A 19,782-nucleotide genomic window follows, 5' to 3' on the forward strand; every position below is an offset into this window, starting at 1 on the left:
CTTTAATAAAATGAAAATCGTAATCAAATTAATGTGACAAATAACAATCAAATTAATGTTTAATTTTGGTCAAGAATTTATGCGCGTTTACACTGGCACAAATACTCCGGTTTAGCTGGCACATATTGGCCGGTATATGCAGGAAACCCTTGTCTTCACTGCTTTTCAGCTATAACAGAAAGTTATAGAAGCAACAGCATGGAGCAGTTGCTTGGGGGTAATCGTGCGCTAATAACTGCTCGATGCCATTGAAGCGAAGTAGACAGGTAGAGGGAAAAAAATATTGGGCTTTCTTCCTCTTACGAGGACATTAAGCTTCATACCCGTTGGAAGGATCGGGCTGAAGAATAAGTCAGGTTAAACTAATTAGCAAGATTTTTATTTCCGTGAAATACTTGTTGTGCCACACAGACCATAAATAGTCACAGTTACTATATAGCGTTTTTCGTTGAATATTCTATTTTGACCTCCTCAAAATTAGATAGTGCTCTTGAATGGTTCTTGAAGATTTCATCATAAACAATCTCCAGATCATTAATCAAATCAAATTGATTTGTAAAAAAGCCAGTCAAAGTATGATTGCCGAGAGTTTTTAATCCTGAAGAATCACTTCGTGGCTTGAAGAATCCAAACATAGCTTTTTCATTTCTTTTAATGAGAAAGTGAATCAAAGGAATATAATCACAGACTCTTATTTCCAAATTATTAATGACTCCTTCATTCTTAGCGTCTAACCACTTTTTTAATATTAGAACTATTTCTTGTTTGATCAATTCTTTATCTGATTCTTCAATTGGAGTGGGCATCATATCAATTGCTTTTGAGCTAAAAATCAAAAGTTGCAATCTATTGATACTTATATCTTTATTTCTTAATGCTGTATAATATTTTGTAGTAGTATGTGCGAAAAGTTTAATACAGTCTACTCGTTCACCTTTAACAATCGTTTCTCCCAGGGCTACCTCAAAAGATTTGCCTTTATGGAATAAATCTTCAGTATTTCCTCTAGTATTTAAAACCCTTATTACAGCAAGGATAATTGTAGCAGTAATAGCATGATTATAATCACCAATAACTTGATCTATTGCAGGGAGAAATATTTTTAACCATTGAAGTGCTATATATATCAGTAGAATTATATATAATACTTTTTTTTCTATTCTGTCCCAAAATTCTCTAAGTTTATCCATAATTATTTAGTAAAAATGATTACTGCATATTTTGAAGATGAAATTACTTTGTTTGTTTTTGCGAAATATTTCTTAACGTTGTTCAAGTCTTTTTGAAAATCATCATTATTTAATAAACTAAAACCCGAAAATTGTTTTTGTTCTACTATTTCAACAAGCCTTATAGTTGGTTCTATTGCAAATTCAAACTCATTTTTATATACAGTCAGTATCTTGAATTTACTAATTAGTAAACTTAATATATCATTTAAGGAAGGATGTCGTTCTATTTCTACTTTATGAAAATTTGAACATAACTGGTGAATCAATTGTAAAATCAAATCAGACTTATCATTGTACAGAACGGTTCCGACTCCATTGTTCTCTAGTAATCGAGAGATGTTTAAAAAAAACTGCTCAAGATTTACAACATTCTGTAATATGAAGGAGCAGATAATTAAATCATATTTTTCTCCACGAATATTGTCCAAATAATTCAGGTCTAATTCCAACATTTTCGTAGGTATATTTAGCGATTTAAGGGACTTTCCAGCAATTTCTAGGAGGTTTTTTGAATTATCTAATAATGTTACACTTGAGTTCGGATAACGTTTGACAATCTCCCTGGAAATTCTACCATTACCAGATCCAATATCCAATACATCAACCTTTGAAATTTGAATATATTTATGAAGTTTATTCAGAACGCCCTCTATACTATGCCTGGAGTATCTCAAGAATTCATCATAATTGTCCCCTAAAGTATCAAAGTGCTTTTCCATACTGAGTAAAATAGTTATTCTAAATGGTTTATACATTCAATATATAGATCACTTATGTTTGGTAAGAAACCTACGGAAGAAATTGATCCATTATCTATTACTAATCTTCTAAAATAACTTGCAGGCACTTTCAAAAACAAAACTGAAATTAATATACGAATTATAGCTCCGTGAGTAACAATTAGGGTTCTTCCGTTTAACGATGATAAGTCAAGTAGTGCATGTATAATTCTATTTGCTGAGTTTTCATATGTTTCACATTGAGGTGGGAACTTTGGGTTTGTGTCATCAATCCATTCTAAGTAAATATTTCTAAACGATTTATCTGCTAGCAATTCCTCTGCAGTTTTTCCTTCAAATTCGCCAAAATTCACTTCTACTAGTCTCTTATCTGTATATAAAGGTATGTTAAGATAACTTTTAATTATTTCAGCAGTTTCTAATGTTCTGATCATTGGTGAAGATATAATCCGAGAAAAGTTCAATTTTTTAAGATACTCAATTGAAGCTAATATTTGATTTCTCCCATCTTCAGTAATTGAGATATCGGTAGTTGAATTTAGCCTTTCTTCTTTATTCCAACTTGTCTGCCCATGTCGGATAAATGAAAAATTAAAATTATTATTAAGGTAATTAATTTTCATTTTTTCTAAATTTAAACAAATGTAAAGAATATTTGGTTATTCATTTAATTGCAATTATTAAAATTGAAACCCAACTTTCCTCTTAACACTTGCTCGTCAGCCTGTCCACTCCAGCCAAATTGAACCTCTTATACCCTCATTTTAGTTAGCTAAGATGTATTAGTGGCTGTCAGGTGGCGATCATTTCCGCAACCTCTCACTATATAAGAAGTATGGTGGTATAAAAGTATCCCCCGAATTTCTTCAGCCTAAAATAAGTTGGTTTTAGTTTGATATCTCACCAGCCGACTTTCCGATTGTAGGCAGTTTTTCTTTTATCGAATTGTTCCAATTTTCTCAATGTCTATTAATTGATAAATAGGTGCAACGCTGTCAAATAATCCTGAATAATGTATTCGTTCAGGATTTTTATCTGCTTCTTTAATCGCTTTTATCTTGTCTTGTAGTTCCTTTATTGTCTGTACATTAAAAAGTGTTTTAACTTTTTCAAAGTGTCGTTGCGAAACAAGTCTATTAAATAATTCAAACTTGCCTTCGTCTCTAAGGCCATAAATATATGTAATAGGAAACCATCTTAAATTGTCAATTACTGAAATGTAATGACAAAGTAAGTCGGCATTGATCAAATCGTCTTTACTTATATTCTCTGGAAGTCGCTTAATTACCAAGTCAGCCATTGGGCTGATAAAGTTTTTTGAATATGTTTCTTTATAGTATTTGTCAAAAGTCTCAACATAGTTGTAAAGTGCATCAAATCTTTGTGGTTCGCTTTTGGAGCTGTATTTGTCTTGGCAGAAATAACCCGAATACAATATTTCTTCTATGAATTTGTACTTTTCATTTTTTAAGCCAGCTGCGATAGTGTATAAAAAAGTCTCGTGTATGAAAAATCGAAAGTTATCAAACTCGCTTGGTGACCAACTACTTCTGTTGTCCTGGGGGGCTTTAAGAATTGGTAGCTTTTCAAAGAATTTAATAAAAATGTCAATGTCAAACTCAAGTTCACTCTTGAAAAGTTTGTCAAGGAAAATTATGTAATCATTACGAAGCGGAGTGTATGAATTGATATTGTCGTGAATTGCTTTTCCGAATGCTAAAACATCCCTTGTTCCTATGAGGTTTAAAGAGTAATCTTTTAAATCTTCAAAAAAGTTGTCCAAAAACTCACGAATAATTGAATTTATTCTTTTGGGTGATTTTGAAATTTGATTGTCAAAACTTCTAACTATGCTTGAAGTTTTGTGTGTCATTGGTGTCTCTTCAAAAAGATAACTTGGGGCTTTCCCGATTTTTGGCTTACTGTATGCGGGTCTTTGATAAATATTCCTTAATAGGTTTTCATAGTTCTCTTCAAATTTATCTTCATCTGATAGGTCAATGTATATTCTGCTTTCCAAAAATGTTGGAACGAAGGCGTTTCCTTTATCATCTTTTTCAACAACAATTGGAATGAATTTTACTTGAGAAACGTCACTGTAGATTTTCGGGCTTATAATTTGGGTTTCTGTCCCAACGCCACCCGCTCTTTTTTCTGCCTTCTCTGAATATTTTTTGTCAAGAATTATGAGCACTTTCTGAATGTCGGGAGATTTAACCATCGTCTCCATAAAGTTATATTTGTCGTGCCCTTCTTTTAAGTTCCATTTGTCAATAATTACGTCAACACCATCAGAAACAAGTCTTTCTGCAAGGTTAATAACCCAGTCTTCGTGTTGCGGTGTTGTCCAACTATATGAAATAAATATTTTAGGTGTTTCCGTCATTTTCCGTGAGGTCTTAAATTTAACTACAACGACAATTCGTCAAATAACCCCTGTTCTCGGCAATGAATATACAATAAATTAAGCCTGAAATCCAGGGGCAAAAAGAAATTCAACCTCGACTCCTCGATGGGTCCAGAGTACCGCTCAGAGTCCCAATTATTAGCTTTAGTTTGAATCATTCTTAAAATAATTGATAGATTCCAATATCTCATTAACACTGAATGTTATATTATCTGTGAATTTAATATGATTTAGGTCTAAAACTAAATTTATAAATTCTCCAATATTCATCATTATTTCTTTATATTTCTTAAGGGTTTGAATTGAAGAACCTTTTTCAATTAATTCTAAATCATGCAACTCTAATTCAATGTTCTCCAATTCATTTTTCCAATATTTTATGTACTTAATTTTGTCTAATTCATTATATATTTTGGCGTCATTAACAACAATCGGAAGAAGACGATCTTTAAACTCTATGTCTTTCATAGCTTCAAGAACCTCGAACATACAATATCTTGATTTTAAAAATGAATTACTGACAATCATTAAAACATAGTCAGTTTTTCTCACTGTATGCATGAATTCAGTAAAGCTTTTTCTATATTTCACATCTCTAACGTCTCTTTTCAAATCAATTCCGATCTTTTTTAAACTATTATCTATGAAGTCCACAATATCAGAGTCTGAATGTGAGTAGGAGACAAAAATATCTGGAATAGGCTTATCCATGTTATATGATTTAAAATATGTGCGTAAAGAATCTGAACCTTTCTTGATTAAACGAATAGGAGGATTAATTAATGGATTATCTTCAAAAATGAATCCATTCTCGCCTGACCTACTAGACCACCTTACCTTCAAATCACTATCTAGTATTCTTGAAGAAAATTCAGTTATTTCATTATATTCTAATCTTACGGTAGACAAGTTAAAAAGGCTAAGGAGTAGATTTGGAAAATGGTTGAAACGATTTCGTCTTAAATCAAGACTTTTTAATTTATGTAGTTTCTCAAAAGAGTTTGGCAAATAATCCAATTTATTGTAGCTAAGATTAATATTTCTTAATTCACTCAAATTGTAAAATGAATCAGGAATTATATCTAATTGGTTGTTGGTAAGACTTAATTCTTCTAGATGAATCAGGTTACTTATTTCCTTTGGTATTGTCTCAATGTAATTCGCTCCAATATGTAACCGTTTCAAATTTATCAATCGAGTTACAACAAAAGGGAAAATATTAAAACGATTTTTACCTAAAAAAATAGATTCTAGACATTCAAAATTTAGAAATCCTTCGCTAAGGTATTCTAGCTTATTTCCAAACAGCACGAACTTTCTTAGATTTCTCAGTCCAAAAGTCACTATCGGAATTTCTCTTAAATCCATCTCAATAAAGGATAAACCAGTAACCAATCCATTTTCTAATGCGTACCCACTTTCCCTTGTATTCTCTAATGAATCAAAGTCTAATTGAATAAGATTGAACTTATATTCCTCTCTTAACATTTTAATTATTTCACTATCAATCATTCTTATTCATTTGATGAACGTAGAAAATTAAAGCTAACGTTTGAGTGTAGCAGCAGTAGTGGATTGAAAGCTTCGTTTTTATCCACCACTACAAATGATCATGAGACTCACCAGCCGTCTACTCATTCGGCAGAAGTTATTATTTGACTCCCCATATAAGATCATAATCTGCAGTTGAAAAAACCCATAAATGCCATACCGCAGTTTCTTCGTCAAAGTGATTTGTAGTTTTTCCTATTTCAACTAAAAAAGTCATATTTTCACCTTTATATTCTTTTAGAATTCTGCCTTCCTTAACCTCAGTTGATATAAGTTCGCAACCATACTCTTTTATTGAGTTTATATATTCGTTGTATTTGTTTATTTTACTAACTTGAATAGAAATCCAAGTCATATCAGGAAAACTAGTATAATAATAAATAAAGAAAGAATCTGCTGTACTGGACAAAGCAGATTTGTTATATGAAAAAGTAACTTTTCCTAAACCACCGTTTGTTGGTGCTTCAGCTTCAAAAAATTCCCATCCTTCTAATGTTAGATATTCTATAGCATTTCCCAAGTCTTTCTTTTTGATTTCTAATAACTGTGCTAATGACAGATTTTGTGCTGGTAATGCAACATTCACCAAAACGAATAATAATAACAGTATAAATTTTCTCATATTTCAATATGTTAGTAGTAGATTTTTGGACTCATAGCGTTACTGGTATTGCCACAGTAGGGGAGTAGGCTGACTTCGTGCGTATCCTTCGCTGCAAAAGACCATGTGGCTCACCGGCCATATGCTTGATTATGGGCTGTAAATCCTTCATTCTGTTTCAATTATGTAAACAAATTTCTTTGCTAATTCAACTTGTTGAGTTAATGTCTTACCTGACAATGAATTTACCGTTTGAAGTTTCGGAGGACTTGGTAATAAATCAATTAAATTAGTCAAATAGCTTGATTTTACCGCATAAGAAGCATTTTCCGCTCCCCCGTGTTTAGCATTTATAATACCTATTAAATTTCCCAGATTGTCGAAAAGTGGACCCCCACTATTGCCAGCTTGAACAGGTGCCGAAATTTGATAGGAAGTAATATCACCTTGAAAACCTGTCCGAGAACTGACTATGCCGTTTGTGAGTTTTATCTCGTCACCCATTGTTGCTCTTAAAGGATAACCTAAAACAAAGATATTTTCTCCAACACCTGAAAGTCCTGTTTTAATTGTAAAGGGAATTGTACCAAGCGTAGTAAAACCATAATCATCAATTTGAATTAATGCAAGGTCGTTGTTTTTGTCTGATACTATCACCTTTGCATTGTAGGTAGTATTATAATCTGAATTAACACCACGAACTTTAATATTTTTAGCACCATCAATAACGTGAAAATTGGTTACTATAATTCCATTAGAAGATATCCCAAAACCAGTGCCAGAGGCTGGACTAGATTTTCCATAGTCAGATTTTGCAGGAAAAGTTTTTATCCATTGATGCTCAAAAGTCCCCTTGGTACCCTCTATCCAAGTAGTAAGCCTCTTTTTTAACTCTGCTGTCGGAAGTTCATAAGAAAACTCTAATATCCCATTTCCTGTTAAGATAGCAGTTGCTTTTGCAGTGGTATGTGAATTCTTGTAATAATTTTCCATTAAGTAGATGCCATTATTTGCAGTATTTACAAATGTCATCTCAAATTGGGTGTTAGATGCTATTTGTCCCATATCATAAACCTTGTATTCGTCACCATTGTCATAAATTACTACGGATTGAACTTGAGGATTATAGTTATTATAAATAAGATTGTTGTATCTATTATAGAATTTGATTGTATTACTATTAGTCCAAATCCCTTCAATTGGGTCTAATTCTAAAATTTTATTCTTAAAATAGGTTTCCCATTGTGATTTAGTTGTAAAAGGTTGTGAAAAAAGAATTAATGGTGAAAGAATTAGAACTAGCAATTTTATTATAATCTTATTCATACAATTTAGGTTTCTGTTAATAAACGTGGATCATTGTCAGTTTTTTTTTACTATTATATCCTTTAACGTTCTTGATATAGCCACAGTAGCGGACTTACGGGCTTAGTCATTTTCCACCGCTTCAATAAATCATGAGGCTCAACTGCCGTTTACTCGAATAGAGCCATGTGCATTTCAACCTAATGGCTTTCAAGTATAAAATCAATTAATCTTTTCTTTCTCGACTCAATTTTATCTCTATCCCAAGTAAGATCATGTTTCGTCATCTGTAATATTTCTCTTTGCTGTGCAAGTTGAGTATAAGATTTTTTTTTAATTCTAAATGGTTTATTTCCAATAGATTCATTATGTGGGGCAGACAACAACAGATAATTCCCAAGACAATCAATACACTCTTGTTTAAATTTTTCGGTGTACCTACCATAACCTGAAGCAGGTTTTTCATTTTCAGTTTGTGGGGCAATATGCTCTAAATGTGGTTTTTTTATTTTATCAAAACGAGTTAAACTATATCCTTTTTTGCCCTGGCTTTCAAGATAATTCTCGTATTTCCATAGTAAGAACCTTGCAGTTGGACGTTCAATTTTACCTTGAATAGAGTTTACTAATGCTGCTTTATTCCAATAAGCCCACCACCAATTATCATCTGTTACATTTTTCATCCATTCAACTTTATCAATAAAAGGCTTTATGTCAGGTTGTTCGGATGTGAACTTTTGATAATCATCATTTATTCTTGATGTTAATTCAGCTCTTGTTCCGATAAGTCTATGCCGTAAAACAAGAGATTCCATTGATGAACAAATTCTACAAATGTCTTTTATTGGCAAGCCAAAAGAATATGCTTTTATTACAAAGGGAATAGCAATTGCAAAACCACCAAGTGTTACAAGTGAATGAATTTCAATATTCTCTCTCTCGTCTTTACCGAAAAACGTGGTTAGATGCTCAAAACTAACTGCAAGCGAATTAGTAAATGACTTAATGAAAGGAATTGGATTTTTTTCTGATAGAAGCTTGTCTATTTTATCAATTGCATCTGATTCCCAAAGAGAATTAAAATAAACTCTAAGCGTGTATACCAAAACATCATCTTCATCAATTTTGTATTCGATTGAAGATATTGATTTATAGATTTTTTCAAAACGGTTTTTAATTTCTTCAATCAGTTCATCTTTTTCTTCTCCACCGTATAGGTGAACATTAAACATAAACTGTGCTTTAATTATTTCAAGTTTTGAAGGGTCTTTTCCACGATTATTTTGAAAAATGAACATTTGAATAGCCTCTGATTCATTTCTTACTGGGTGTGTGGTGCAAGTTGCCTCACTTACTGTTTTAAGCATTTTAGTTAAATACTGCTCGTCCTTCTTCGCAAAAATTCTAGTAAAATAGTCAAATGCTCTTACAATACGTCTAGCAGATTCTGTTTCTAAACCAATCTTATTTTTTTTTGTCTGGTCAATGACATAGTCCTTAAATAGCTGATTATCATAGCCAACAGTTGAAAAAATGTACTTTGATTTTCTCTTAATCATATTCTCGTAAAGCACTTCTTCTTCATCAATTAAATTTCTTAATAGTTTTAGCCTAGTGTATAAAGCTGATAAAAAGATTACTATTGTAGTTAATCTTTGCTGTCCGTCAATTACTCCAAAATTACTATCCGATTTTTCTTCAAAAAGAAAATGTCCAAAATAGTAAGGATTTTTTGCATAACTTCGGTTGTAATCAATCAAGTCTTTTAGAAATACGTCCGTATGTGTGGCAAGATTACTACTTTGATTTTCTGCTGGGGTCTCCCAGGAATAGGATCGTTGATATGAAGGTACAAATATTTTGTTCCCAGCTAACATTCTGTTAATTGTTGTGGATGCTTCCATAAAAGATTTTTTAGATCATCAATTCCTGAAAAGTAATTTCTTTATGCGTCAAAATATGTCATTTTAAGAACCTGCCTGTGTGCCATTTTTCTTGCATTGGCTATAACGATAAGCATTTCATTCATCCTACCCAGAAACATGCAAATAAAGCTCGTGTGTAATCTATTAAGGTTCCTGCCATTTACTGGTGTAGGCTTTTGTTGCTTTATTTCATGCCTCAAATATAATTATTAATAATTATGGGAGCTGTATTTCTGAAGTATTTTGCTCAAAACACAAGTTTTTGCTTTCATCTTGCCATAACACTCACCTCTGGCACACTCCCATTAATCTTATAAACGACATCTTTGCCAATTCCTCTATAGCTGAAAATCTTGAAGTAATAAACAACTTCTGGAATCAACCCACCTAAAGTAACCGTTTCTACCCCATAACCAACATTCCTGTTCCAAAAATCATCTGCTACGGGTATTTCATCAACTGGATCAGCAATAGCTTCAAATCCCTGATCACTCATCTGTACAAAATAACCATCAGGCAGTGTTGGTCCTGTTGCATCAGTCCAGGTAAGTTTCGAGTTGGACATCATACTTGGTATTTATGTCATCAGAGCAATAGCTTAAACAGGCATTTTCTCAAAAATAATTTTCATAAGATAATTCCAAAAATTAAGGCTCCTTACATTTAAGTTCAAAAACCTGGTCAGCTTAATACGATGACAGGTGTATATAAATTGCTGACCAGGCTTAACGCTCCTTCCCTCATTGTCAAAGCAGCGCAGAACAAATATACGCTAGGAATGGTAAGATTTAAAATTTTCGCATTAAATTCGTTGCATGTACGTTGACAACCTACCCGTAATAAAAGTTTACGCAGTTACCCGCCAACCACAGGAAGATGAACTGCCAGGTTATAGAATTAGTAGCGGACACCAGGATTTCATTGAAAGAATGATGATGAAATACCAGATAAGTTCTGAGTATCCGCAATACTTCCTGGTAAAGATAGGAATGTCAGTATCAGCTAAACTGGTTGATATGGATGGTGTACCGACACACATATTCATTCAGTATTTTCCAAAGACTGATGACTTCCATTACTTCTCCTATCCTGATACCCAGGATTGCATTGAATGGTTCGGAAGGTTTTTTGAAATCCTGGTAGATATTTATAGTAGAAATCATCATAAAAGGGTGCACAAAACTGGCTAAAAGCAGGGCGTTTTTACTGTTAAGGCATCTCAGAAAATTGACGAATACTGATAAAAAGCCAACGAATAATAAATAAATCCGCACTTATATACATTGAGTATTGATTTCAGTGATTAATTGCCGTATTTTAGCGGGCTATTGATGTTACTTGACACCATATCCATCACACCCATAAAACCACAATAAAAGCACTAAACCATAATCTCCACCTTAAAATAATATAGCTAAAAATACAGTCCATTCCCCAGATCAAACAGGGATGTCTTAACACACAAAGAACCAATTCACATGCGTCAATTATGAGAACCTACATTGCTACTCTAATACCTCGAATTAGGAAATTCAGTGAAAAGCTTGACAACCTGACCTTATTGACAAATCAACATTGGGTTGTTATTGATGAGTTAAGAAATTCAAAACTGGTTTACATATTTCGTGCTAACTATGATCTTCTTATAGCCCAGGATGGTAAGGTTGAAAAAGGCAAATGGGAATATTTGGGGAATAACTCCCTTCTAATTGAAAGAAAGAATGAGAGTTTTTTATTCAGACATGGATTTTTCGATTCAAATGTTTTGGCTTTAAAGGTTGATGGTAAAGATGAATTTGCCTTCTTAGTAAATGAAAATAAGTATGGCGGGGATTTGAACTCAATTGAAAAAGTGCTGGAATTCTTGGAACAGAAATATTTAAAGATAATAGAAATACCAGAACCACCTGAAGATATTATTCCTGAACCCATTCGTGACAAAACCCCAGTGTTAATTAAAGAGATCAGTACGGGAGAAACTAGATATATTTCTAAATGGGAATGGGATGATCTGATAAGTTCGGGTGAATCAACTAAATATGAATTAATATCTGAAACTAAACCCACATATCCGCCAATGCAAAACGTAAAATTCATCGAACCAAATGAAGTAGAAAGGATTTTAGCGGAATTGGATGATTTTACACCAGTATTAATAATGGATGCCAAGAGCGGATATTCCAGATATGTATCGAAACGTGAATGGATGGAGTACATAAATAGTGGCGAATCAATTAAATATGGTGTTGTCACTATTGGGTCTTTTAAGACTGCTAAGCATTAACAATTAAATCTTATGCTTCTGTTGTAATTTATATGTCCAAATAGTCCTACTTCATCTGATTATAGCACAGTTTGCAAACATTAATAAACGTGGCCATGATATATCCATACTTAAAATTGATAGTAATTAAATCTAACAAAAAAGTATTTAAGCAAATGGTGTTTATTATTTGTAAACATTTGCTACTACTACAATCAATAGCGATTATTTTACTCAGTTGCAGTAATATTACGGAAAAAGCAGATAACGACTGGGTTTTACAAGGTCTGAAAGGAGAAGTTAAATCTATTAGAGAAGTCTCATATGAGGCTAATATGCATTTTGGCACTATTAATCAAGGTGTTAAGAAAAGGGAGAACCCTTTTGATAAAGACAGAGAATTAATTTTCGATAGAAAAGGAAGAATAATCAATGATGTTTATTATGAAGATGATGGAAATGTATTTGAAGCATACAAATATACTTTTAATGAAGAAGGCAAATTAGTTGAACAAAGCTTTTACAATTCTGATGGTAATATAGAAAGTATTCACATACTTAAATATGATGAAAAAGGTCAACATATTGAAACAATTTTTTCTGATTCTAATGGTCAAATTAGGATGACAAATAAAAATGTATATAATGAAAGTGGTAAATTAATTGAAGAACTGTGGTTAGATTCCACAAAAAACATAACATCAATGTTTGAATTGAAGTATGATATTAGAGGAAACATTATCGAAAAAATCTGGTATGGACATGACAGTAATCTAGTTTCAAAATGGACATACACATATGATGACACAGGTATATTGATTGAAGAAAATCAGTTTGGTCCCAATGGTAAACGCTATAATATAAAGACTTACGATCAGAATGGAAATAAAATTGAAGAGAGCAGCTATGCACCTAATGGCAGTTTAAGAAGTAAGGTTTCATATATATACGATCAGAATGGAAATAAAATTGAAGAGAGCAGCTATGCACCTAATGGCATTATTAGTGCCTATAAGTATGAGTTAGATCAAAATGGTAATTGGTATAGGCAAATTAAATATGAAAATGAAATGCCAAAATATATCGTTGATAGAGTAATTGAATACTATGATTAATACATAAATCAAACAATATTAGGCCTATTTAATTAACACAATCTAATGCATTTAAGATTGTGTCTGCTCATTTTTGGATTATCTAAATTTGTAAATTACTAACATCATATCATTTCCGGCTATACAAAGCGCCCTCAAAATTTTAAATTTTGTTAGTGTTTTAAAAAAGTTTGTACGTGGCAGGAAAAAGGGGGTATTTACACAATCTCAATTAGTTCTACATAGTTATCCCCCTATAAAAATTGCTAACGGCATTGATTTCGCCTCTTTTGTGCTTATATTTGTATTAATTATATGCTTATTACTTTTAATTAGCTTTATATATCCATCAAAACCATGAAATTATGTCACTACCCAACAGGCTTCAACAGATTGATTTAATTCTTAATGCCAGCAAAAAAAAGTCATCCCTTACAGCTGAGCAAAAGGAACTACTTAAAGAGCTTAGCTTAATCAAAAAACATAAACTGCTTGACGAGTTTAGCGATTTCCCTAAAGCCCATATTGTTATTGGTGGTCCTATTGGCAATTGCCCCACTTGTGGGAGAAAACTCTGATTCTTTATGGCCAAAGGTTATTACATAGTCAGTGAAATACCTAAAGGTACTAAAAAAGATCTTGTTATAAATTTAGCAAGTAGTGAACCTGAAGTTATTCCTATTGAGCAGCAAGAGCTTATCGTTGCCATTGCGGAAACTCTTGAAGTTATTACAGCTCTTTATGAATCTGATGATGATTCGTTTCACTTGTGTTTTGATAGAATTAAAAATCTTGCATCTTTAGGTTTAGTAGGGGACAATGCTCAACCTCAGCAAGCATTTGTTTACCTTGAACAATTTAGAAACGAGATTACAAATAAAGAAGGTGGTCATGTAAAGAACAAATACCTTAAAGAATTAGGCAGGCTCGCATTGATTTATGGATTGCCTCCATTCGTAGTGGGTATGTTATTTTACAGCTTAGTCTATCTAAACAACCATTTCGACTGTCTAAATCTCTTAATTTCACCTAATTCATTAATAGCAAATTTGTTAATTCTTTGGTCGGGAGTAATGGTTGGAGTTTGGCTTTCTTTTGCAATTACTAAAACTTATATTGAGTTTAAAGATTTGACAATTATTGAAAAGGATAGGCTAGAACCATCTCTTCGGTTGATTTTCACAGGTATTCTTGGAATCATCTTTAGCTTACTATTCATTACTAAAATAATTGTTATTAACATTGGCAGCCTCTCTTCATCTATGATCGAAGATCAACCTATCCCTGCATTTGTATTGGGTGTATTACTTGGATTAAATGAAAAAATTCTTGGAAGCACCATTAAAAAGAAATCAAAGGAAATGTTTACCAAGGATACTTAAATTATTTTGACTGGCTTTCTTGCCAGAATTGTTATTTATCGCTTCTTTAAACTATAAGTATCACTAAAAATCCCACAAATTATAATTAGGCAAAGATGTCTAAATTTTCTTGTCAAATCCAATAGCCGCTCATTCAGAAAGAAAATTTTATAATTCTCATAAACTTTGTAAGTGGTAAATAGTTAAACCGCTCTGCCCCGCCTATCTAATCAGACCAAACTGCTATCCATTCCAAAATTTTTTAAAAATTTTTAAAGGTTGGATATTGGTGAGTGCTGACTGACTCCATTACACCCCACCTAAACTTCGTGGTTGGGTTGTTACCCGGCCAGCTTTTCAAAAACTCACCAGTGGCTAACGCCACCCAAAATCAAAATGCTATGACAGCAACAACTAACAGCATTCCGAAGTCAGTCAGGACTCCCGCAGAAGTGGTAGAAGAAATGACTGCACCTGGTTTCAACATGGATCAGGAGTACACATTCAAAATGCGAAGCTTCCGTTACCGTAATAACTGGGCCTTTGCAACAGTAGTTTACAAGGAAGCAACCATTGAGATTCTCATTGGTGAAACAGCTTCTTATCCATTGCCAGCCATGCTCCAGGCAAAACAATTTGGCGGCAATGTCTATGGTACCTTTAAAGGCTACCACAATCACAACGGGATTGATTACCCCCGGTTCTGGAATGTTAGCGTAGGCTAGCACTCCAGGCCCTTCGGGGCTTATATATGCCTTTGTGAGCCAGTTATAGACCTGGCAATCCCTTTGCTGTTTTTGGGAGTTTTTAAAAGCAGCTTGTGAGAGGGGCGGCTAAACACCGTCCCTTTCTTATTTATATTACCGCAAAGGCAATATTAGCTCCGTAACCGAAGGAAATTATATCAAATAATTAATCCGGTTATACCATGAAGCGTAATTTATATGAACAGATAACCCAACAGGTTATAGATAATCTCGAAAAGGCAGGGTCATGGAAGAAGTTATGGGAAGTACCACAGCCAGTCAGTTTGAATGGACATCATTACCAGGGAATCAATTACCTGTTGCTATCAACTGACCAATTTACATCACCAGTGTGGGGAACCTTTAACCAGGTGCGGCAGAATGGTGGTTGCGTCAATAAAGGTGAAAAATCTACCCTTGTAGTATTCTGGAAGCGATTGATTGATTCTACAAAGGATAAGGATACAGGTGAAGCCAAACAAAATGTCCACTATTTGCTTCGCTACTATCTGGTATTCAATGTTGAACAATGCACCTTTGACGACATCGGCAAGGTTAAAATTAATACCCTTTCCAGGGCCTCAGAGAGCCTCTCTAACGAACGCAATATACAGGCTGAAGAGATTATCGGCAATATGCCGGAACCACCTCACATCAGGCTTGGAATGCACGACACACCATCATATATACCTGCATTGGATATCTTAGAAATGCCTGAGCAGAAATACTTCTTCAGCATCGAAGCCTACTATGCAGCATTCTTTCATGAACTCATTCATTCTACAGGACATAAAAAGCGTTTGAACCGGTTTGAAGCTGACCAATTCAGCAATAAGGAGAAATACTCAAAGGAAGAACTGGTGGCTGAATTAGGTGCTGCATACCTGCAAACCATAGCAGGAATCAACTACAATGCTGATAACACTTCCGCTTACATCAAAAGCTGGTTACGAGTATTGAAAGACAACCCTACCTGGATTACCTGGGCTGCTGGTCGTGCTCAAAAAGCATGTGAATTCATTGTGCCGGCACTTGTACCGGAAAACATCTGTGTTGAAACTTAAACCAATTATTATCATGAACATAGAATTAATACGTCTCCGCATAAACCATTTCAAAGGCATAAAATCCCTGGAGGTCAACTTCTCTCAGGTTACCAATATCAGGGGAGACAATGCGACTGGCAAGACCACCATCATGGATGCATTCCTGTGGTTACTATTTGGCAAAGATTCCACTGACAGGCGTGATTTTGAGGTCAAGCATATTTCCAACAATGGGAATGGCTCTCCAAAGAATGTTGAAGTGGAAGGCTTGCTGATAGTTGACAACAAGCGGATCATCCTCAAAAGGGTGTTTGCTGAGAAATGGATTAAGAAGCGTGGCTCATCAGAAGCTGAATTCTCAGGCCACGAGACCACCTTGTTTTACAATGAAGTTCCTGTAACTGTAAGGGAATACCAGGAAAAGATTGATGCGATTTGCAGTGAGGATGTCTTCAAGATGATTACCAGCCCTTACTATTTCAACAGCCTGCACTGGGAAGTTCAGCGCAAGATACTGTTTGAAATGGCAGGTAATGATGTTACTGATGAATCTGTAGCCAGGGGTAAACCAGAGTTTGAAAGCTTACTCAGGGAATTGACTGGTAAAAACCTGGTAGAGTATAGAAAACAAGTTGCAAATCAAAAGCGCAGGATTAAATCAGAACTGGATTTGATACCTACCCGTATTGATGAAGTTAACCGATCCTTACCAAAGGAACAGGACTGGACTGAGCTTAACAAGCAGTTACAGCAAGCTCAATCAGAATTACAAAGCATTGAAGATTCCATTACTGACAAGTCCAAAGCTTATCAGCAACAGTTTAAGGAAAGAACCGAGCTACAGAAGAAAATTCATCAGGCTAAAGAAAAACTGGCTGATATTGTTGCTGCCTATCGGGAAGAGCATTTGAAAGGCTACCGGGATATTCTGGCTCAAAATGCAAGAGTAAAATCCGATATGGAGAATGTACGTAAGGATATTCTACATCGTGAGAACCGAATGATTGAATTGAAGAGGGCCATTGCTGATAATGTTAAATCCAGGGAAACACTTCGTGAAGTATGGCATCTGGAACAATCCCGCCAGTTCAGTTACAATGAAACAGTTTGTCCCGCCTGCAAAAGACCTTTTGATGATGTTGAAACCCGTCGCGTAGAAATGTTGGAAGCATTCAACCTTGCAAAGTTTGCAAAGATTGCAAAGATTGCAGACCAGGGTAGGGTTCTCAAATCTGAACATCAGCAATTGGTTGAACAGGCTGAAAGCATTAAAGAACAGGTATTACAGCTTCAGGGCATCTTAACTGGTCTTGGCAATGAATTACAGCAGGTGGAAGAACCGGCTCTTATTGCAAAAGATATTCCTGGTTACATTGAAGCAGCCAAACAGATTGATGCAATGGAAGATGAGTATCGTCAGCCCATGAATCAACCTGATATAGCTGAACTGAAAAAGCAAAAATACCATCTACAATCCGTAATAGGCGAGTTAAAAGATGTAATTGCCTGGAAGGATCAGATTGACAAGGGTAATACCCGCATCAATGACCTGAAGCAACAGCAGCAAAAGCTTGCCCAGGAACTGGCCAGCCTTGAAAAGACAGAGTTTGTAATGCAGAATTTTGAGAAGGCTAAGGCTAATGCTATTGAAGAAAAGGTCAGTGGCATGTTTGAACTGGTTAAATGGCGATTGTTTGAAAAACAGATCAATGGCCAGGAAGTTTCTACATGCAAGGCAACTTATAAGAGAGTGCCATATACTGATCTGAATTCAGCAGCCAAAGCAATTATTGGGCTGGATATTATCAACACCCTATCCAGGTATTATGATGTAAGTGCACCCATCTTTATTGATAACAGGGAAGGCATCAATCAGCTTATCCCGACCCAATCGCAACTGATTAATTTGTCAGTGAGCAAAGACCCTGAACTTGTTATTGAAACTTAAAATCCAGTATTATCATGGAAGAAAAAACCAATCCCAATACAGGGCTGAAAAAGATTGACGCCCTCAAAAATATCCTGAAAGCACCATCGGTTGAGGAACAGTTCCGCAATGCTTTACAGGAAAACTCAGGAACTTTCGTTGCATCCGTTATTGACTTGTTTAATAGTGACAAATCCTTGCAGGATTGTGAGCCAAAGCAGTTGGTGATGGAAGCCTTGAAAGCAGCCGTCCTGAAGCTGCCCATCAACAAAGCACTTGGATTTGCCTGGATTGTACCTTATAAGTCCAAAAGTGGTGTCATTGCTACATTTCAGATAGGTTATAAGGGATATATTCAACTGGCCATGCGTACTGCTAAATATCGCATCATCAATGCAGATGTGGTTTATGAAGGTGAGTTGAGGCAAGTCAACAAACTCACCGGAGAAATTGATTTCTCCGGCACAAAATCATCTGATAAAGTGGAAGGTTACTTTGCCCATATCGAATTGTTGAATGGATTTGCGAAAACTTTGTACATGACCAGAGATGGCATTATTGCCCATGCAAAGAAGTATTCCAAATCCTATGAGCATAATGCTTCAGCCTGGCAAACTGATTTTGATGCAATGGCAAAGAAAACAGTGATCCGTAACCTTTTGTCGCATTATGGTTACTTATCGGTAGAAATGATGGGTGCAATAGAAGGCGATATCAGTTCCGATACTGACCTAAGGGATAAGGATGTGAAGAAAACCACCGGCAGCAAAGAATTTGTTTCCGATGTAGAATACGAGGATGTTTCTGACAATGGTGGCAAGCCTGAAGAAGTTGATCCAGGGTTTTGATCATGAAACTCCATGTGTTGGGTTCATCCAGCAGTGGCAATGGGTATCTCCTTTATAACGAAGGAGAGGCCCTTGTCATTGAAGCAGGAATAAAACTCAAAGAGGTTAAACAGGTATTGGATTTCAGATTAGATGTGATTAATGGTTGCATTGTAAGTCACAGGCATCAAGATCATGCTGGTTACATTGCAGAATACAATACTGCCGGAATTGATGTGCTCGCACCAGAAGATGTATTTACTGTTAAGCATCACCGCAATCATGCAGCTATACCGGGAAAAGGTTATAAAATGGGAAGGTTCCGCATCATTCCATTTGAGGTAACCCACGATGTAACCTGCTATGGTTATCTGATTAACCATCCCGACTGCGGCAGAATCTTATTTCTTACTGATACCTACCTGTGTCAGTTTAAATTCTCCGGGCTGAACCACATCATTATCGAGGCCAACTATGCTGATGATATACTTGAATCCAATATCTTCAGTGGTGTTGAGCATCCCGCTATGCGTGACAGGCTCTTGACTTCACACCTGGAGCTAAAGACCACCAAAGCAATCCTGTTAGCCAATGACCTGAATGCTGTGCAGAACATTGTGCTGATCCATTTATCTGACAGGAACAGTGATGAGCAAAGTTTTATTAATGAGATTATCGCACTCACCGGCAAGCAGGTATATGCTGCAAAAAAAGGGTTGACAGTTGATCTGGCTATCAATCCATTCTAATTGAATCG

General features: G+C 34.9%; 18 protein-coding genes. 9 read left to right on the top strand and 9 right to left on the bottom strand.

From position 1 onward, the window contains the following. Positions 1–431 precede the first annotated feature (431 nt). The 9 genes from IH597_10125 to IH597_10165 form a co-directional block, all read right to left on the bottom strand. Entirely contained in the window at positions 432–1,190 is a 759-nt protein-coding gene (locus IH597_10125) for a hypothetical protein (GenBank protein ID MBE0662816.1), read from the bottom strand. 2 nt (positions 1,191–1,192) lie between these two features. Continuing rightward, complete coding sequence (locus IH597_10130; protein ID MBE0662817.1) at positions 1,193–1,951, bottom strand: class I SAM-dependent methyltransferase; 759 nt, start codon at positions 1,949–1,951, stop codon at positions 1,193–1,195. Between the two features lie 14 nt (positions 1,952–1,965). Next, positions 1,966–2,595 carry a histidine phosphatase family protein gene (locus IH597_10135; GenBank protein MBE0662818.1) on the bottom strand — a complete coding sequence of 210 codons (630 nt, stop codon included), beginning with the start codon at positions 2,593–2,595 and terminating at the stop codon, positions 1,966–1,968. Between the two features lie 314 nt (positions 2,596–2,909). Then, complete coding sequence (locus tag IH597_10140) at positions 2,910–4,358, bottom strand: TIR domain-containing protein (protein MBE0662819.1); 1,449 nt, start codon at positions 4,356–4,358, stop codon at positions 2,910–2,912. Between the two features lie 165 nt (positions 4,359–4,523). Further along, a complete protein-coding gene (locus IH597_10145; GenBank protein ID MBE0662820.1) occupies positions 4,524–5,891 on the bottom strand; it encodes a TIR domain-containing protein in 1,368 nt (455 codons plus the stop codon). A 139-nt stretch (positions 5,892–6,030) separates the two neighbouring features. Beyond that, positions 6,031–6,552 carry a hypothetical protein gene (locus tag IH597_10150; GenBank protein MBE0662821.1) on the bottom strand — a complete coding sequence of 174 codons (522 nt, stop codon included), beginning with the start codon at positions 6,550–6,552 and terminating at the stop codon, positions 6,031–6,033. Between the two features lie 147 nt (positions 6,553–6,699). Beyond that, entirely contained in the window at positions 6,700–7,857 is a 1,158-nt protein-coding gene (locus IH597_10155) for a trypsin-like peptidase domain-containing protein (protein MBE0662822.1), read from the bottom strand. A 179-nt stretch (positions 7,858–8,036) separates the two neighbouring features. Then, positions 8,037–9,740 (bottom strand): DUF262 domain-containing protein, encoded by a 1,704-nt coding sequence (locus IH597_10160; protein MBE0662823.1) that lies wholly within the window; start codon positions 9,738–9,740, stop codon positions 8,037–8,039. Positions 9,741–10,029: 289 nt separating this feature from the next. Then, positions 10,030–10,329 carry a hypothetical protein gene (locus IH597_10165; GenBank protein ID MBE0662824.1) on the bottom strand — a complete coding sequence of 100 codons (300 nt, stop codon included), beginning with the start codon at positions 10,327–10,329 and terminating at the stop codon, positions 10,030–10,032. Between the two features lie 247 nt (positions 10,330–10,576). Between IH597_10165 and IH597_10170 the strand changes: the two genes are divergently transcribed. From IH597_10170 to IH597_10210, 9 genes are all read left to right on the top strand, one after another. Then, the gene (locus IH597_10170) at positions 10,577–10,951 is read left to right on the top strand and encodes a hypothetical protein (GenBank protein ID MBE0662825.1); all 375 of its coding nucleotides are present in this window, start codon (positions 10,577–10,579) and stop codon (positions 10,949–10,951) included. A gap of 299 nt (positions 10,952–11,250) precedes the next feature. Further along, complete coding sequence (locus tag IH597_10175) at positions 11,251–12,045, top strand: hypothetical protein (protein ID MBE0662826.1); 795 nt, start codon at positions 11,251–11,253, stop codon at positions 12,043–12,045. Positions 12,046–12,140: 95 nt separating this feature from the next. After that, positions 12,141–13,139, top strand: coding sequence for a hypothetical protein (locus IH597_10180; protein MBE0662827.1), 999 nt, complete (start codon positions 12,141–12,143; stop codon positions 13,137–13,139). Positions 13,140–13,702: 563 nt separating this feature from the next. Then, positions 13,703–14,500 (top strand): hypothetical protein, encoded by a 798-nt coding sequence (locus IH597_10185; GenBank protein MBE0662828.1) that lies wholly within the window; start codon positions 13,703–13,705, stop codon positions 14,498–14,500. A 380-nt stretch (positions 14,501–14,880) separates the two neighbouring features. Beyond that, a complete protein-coding gene (locus IH597_10190; GenBank protein ID MBE0662829.1) occupies positions 14,881–15,204 on the top strand; it encodes a hypothetical protein in 324 nt (107 codons plus the stop codon). Between the two features lie 203 nt (positions 15,205–15,407). Further along, complete coding sequence (locus tag IH597_10195) at positions 15,408–16,289, top strand: DUF1738 domain-containing protein (protein MBE0662830.1); 882 nt, start codon at positions 15,408–15,410, stop codon at positions 16,287–16,289. A 13-nt stretch (positions 16,290–16,302) separates the two neighbouring features. Next, a complete protein-coding gene (locus IH597_10200) occupies positions 16,303–18,219 on the top strand; it encodes an AAA family ATPase (protein ID MBE0662831.1) in 1,917 nt (638 codons plus the stop codon). 14 nt (positions 18,220–18,233) lie between these two features. Beyond that, positions 18,234–19,046 (top strand): recombinase RecT, encoded by an 813-nt coding sequence (locus IH597_10205; GenBank protein ID MBE0662832.1) that lies wholly within the window; start codon positions 18,234–18,236, stop codon positions 19,044–19,046. Between the two features lie 2 nt (positions 19,047–19,048). Then, entirely contained in the window at positions 19,049–19,774 is a 726-nt protein-coding gene (locus IH597_10210; GenBank protein MBE0662833.1) for an MBL fold metallo-hydrolase, read from the top strand. Positions 19,775–19,782 lie beyond the last annotated feature (8 nt).

The sequence above is a fragment of the Bacteroidales bacterium genome, from assembly GCA_014860575.1.
Classification (GTDB): domain Bacteria; phylum Bacteroidota; class Bacteroidia; order Bacteroidales; family JAAYJT01; genus JAAYJT01.

Coding starts and splice junctions, on each gene's coding strand:
- IH597_10135 (MBE0662818.1), bottom strand. CDS start 2,595: ATGAAAATTAATTACCTTAATAATAATTTTAATTTTTCATTTATCCGA.
- IH597_10205 (MBE0662832.1), top strand. CDS start 18,234: ATGGAAGAAAAAACCAATCCCAATACAGGGCTGAAAAAGATTGACGCC.
- IH597_10210 (MBE0662833.1), top strand. CDS start 19,049: ATGAAACTCCATGTGTTGGGTTCATCCAGCAGTGGCAATGGGTATCTC.
- IH597_10165 (MBE0662824.1), bottom strand. CDS start 10,329: ATGATGTCCAACTCGAAACTTACCTGGACTGATGCAACAGGACCAACA.
- IH597_10185 (MBE0662828.1), top strand. CDS start 13,703: ATGGCCAAAGGTTATTACATAGTCAGTGAAATACCTAAAGGTACTAAA.
- IH597_10160 (MBE0662823.1), bottom strand. CDS start 9,740: ATGGAAGCATCCACAACAATTAACAGAATGTTAGCTGGGAACAAAATA.
- IH597_10125 (MBE0662816.1), bottom strand. CDS start 1,190: ATGGATAAACTTAGAGAATTTTGGGACAGAATAGAAAAAAAAGTATTA.
- IH597_10180 (MBE0662827.1), top strand. CDS start 12,141: ATGATATATCCATACTTAAAATTGATAGTAATTAAATCTAACAAAAAA.
- IH597_10150 (MBE0662821.1), bottom strand. CDS start 6,552: ATGAGAAAATTTATACTGTTATTATTATTCGTTTTGGTGAATGTTGCA.
- IH597_10140 (MBE0662819.1), bottom strand. CDS start 4,358: ATGACGGAAACACCTAAAATATTTATTTCATATAGTTGGACAACACCG.
- IH597_10170 (MBE0662825.1), top strand. CDS start 10,577: ATGTACGTTGACAACCTACCCGTAATAAAAGTTTACGCAGTTACCCGC.
- IH597_10175 (MBE0662826.1), top strand. CDS start 11,251: ATGAGAACCTACATTGCTACTCTAATACCTCGAATTAGGAAATTCAGT.
- IH597_10145 (MBE0662820.1), bottom strand. CDS start 5,891: ATGATTGATAGTGAAATAATTAAAATGTTAAGAGAGGAATATAAGTTC.
- IH597_10200 (MBE0662831.1), top strand. CDS start 16,303: ATGAACATAGAATTAATACGTCTCCGCATAAACCATTTCAAAGGCATA.
- IH597_10130 (MBE0662817.1), bottom strand. CDS start 1,951: ATGGAAAAGCACTTTGATACTTTAGGGGACAATTATGATGAATTCTTG.
- IH597_10190 (MBE0662829.1), top strand. CDS start 14,881: ATGACAGCAACAACTAACAGCATTCCGAAGTCAGTCAGGACTCCCGCA.
- IH597_10195 (MBE0662830.1), top strand. CDS start 15,408: ATGAAGCGTAATTTATATGAACAGATAACCCAACAGGTTATAGATAAT.
- IH597_10155 (MBE0662822.1), bottom strand. CDS start 7,857: ATGAATAAGATTATAATAAAATTGCTAGTTCTAATTCTTTCACCATTA.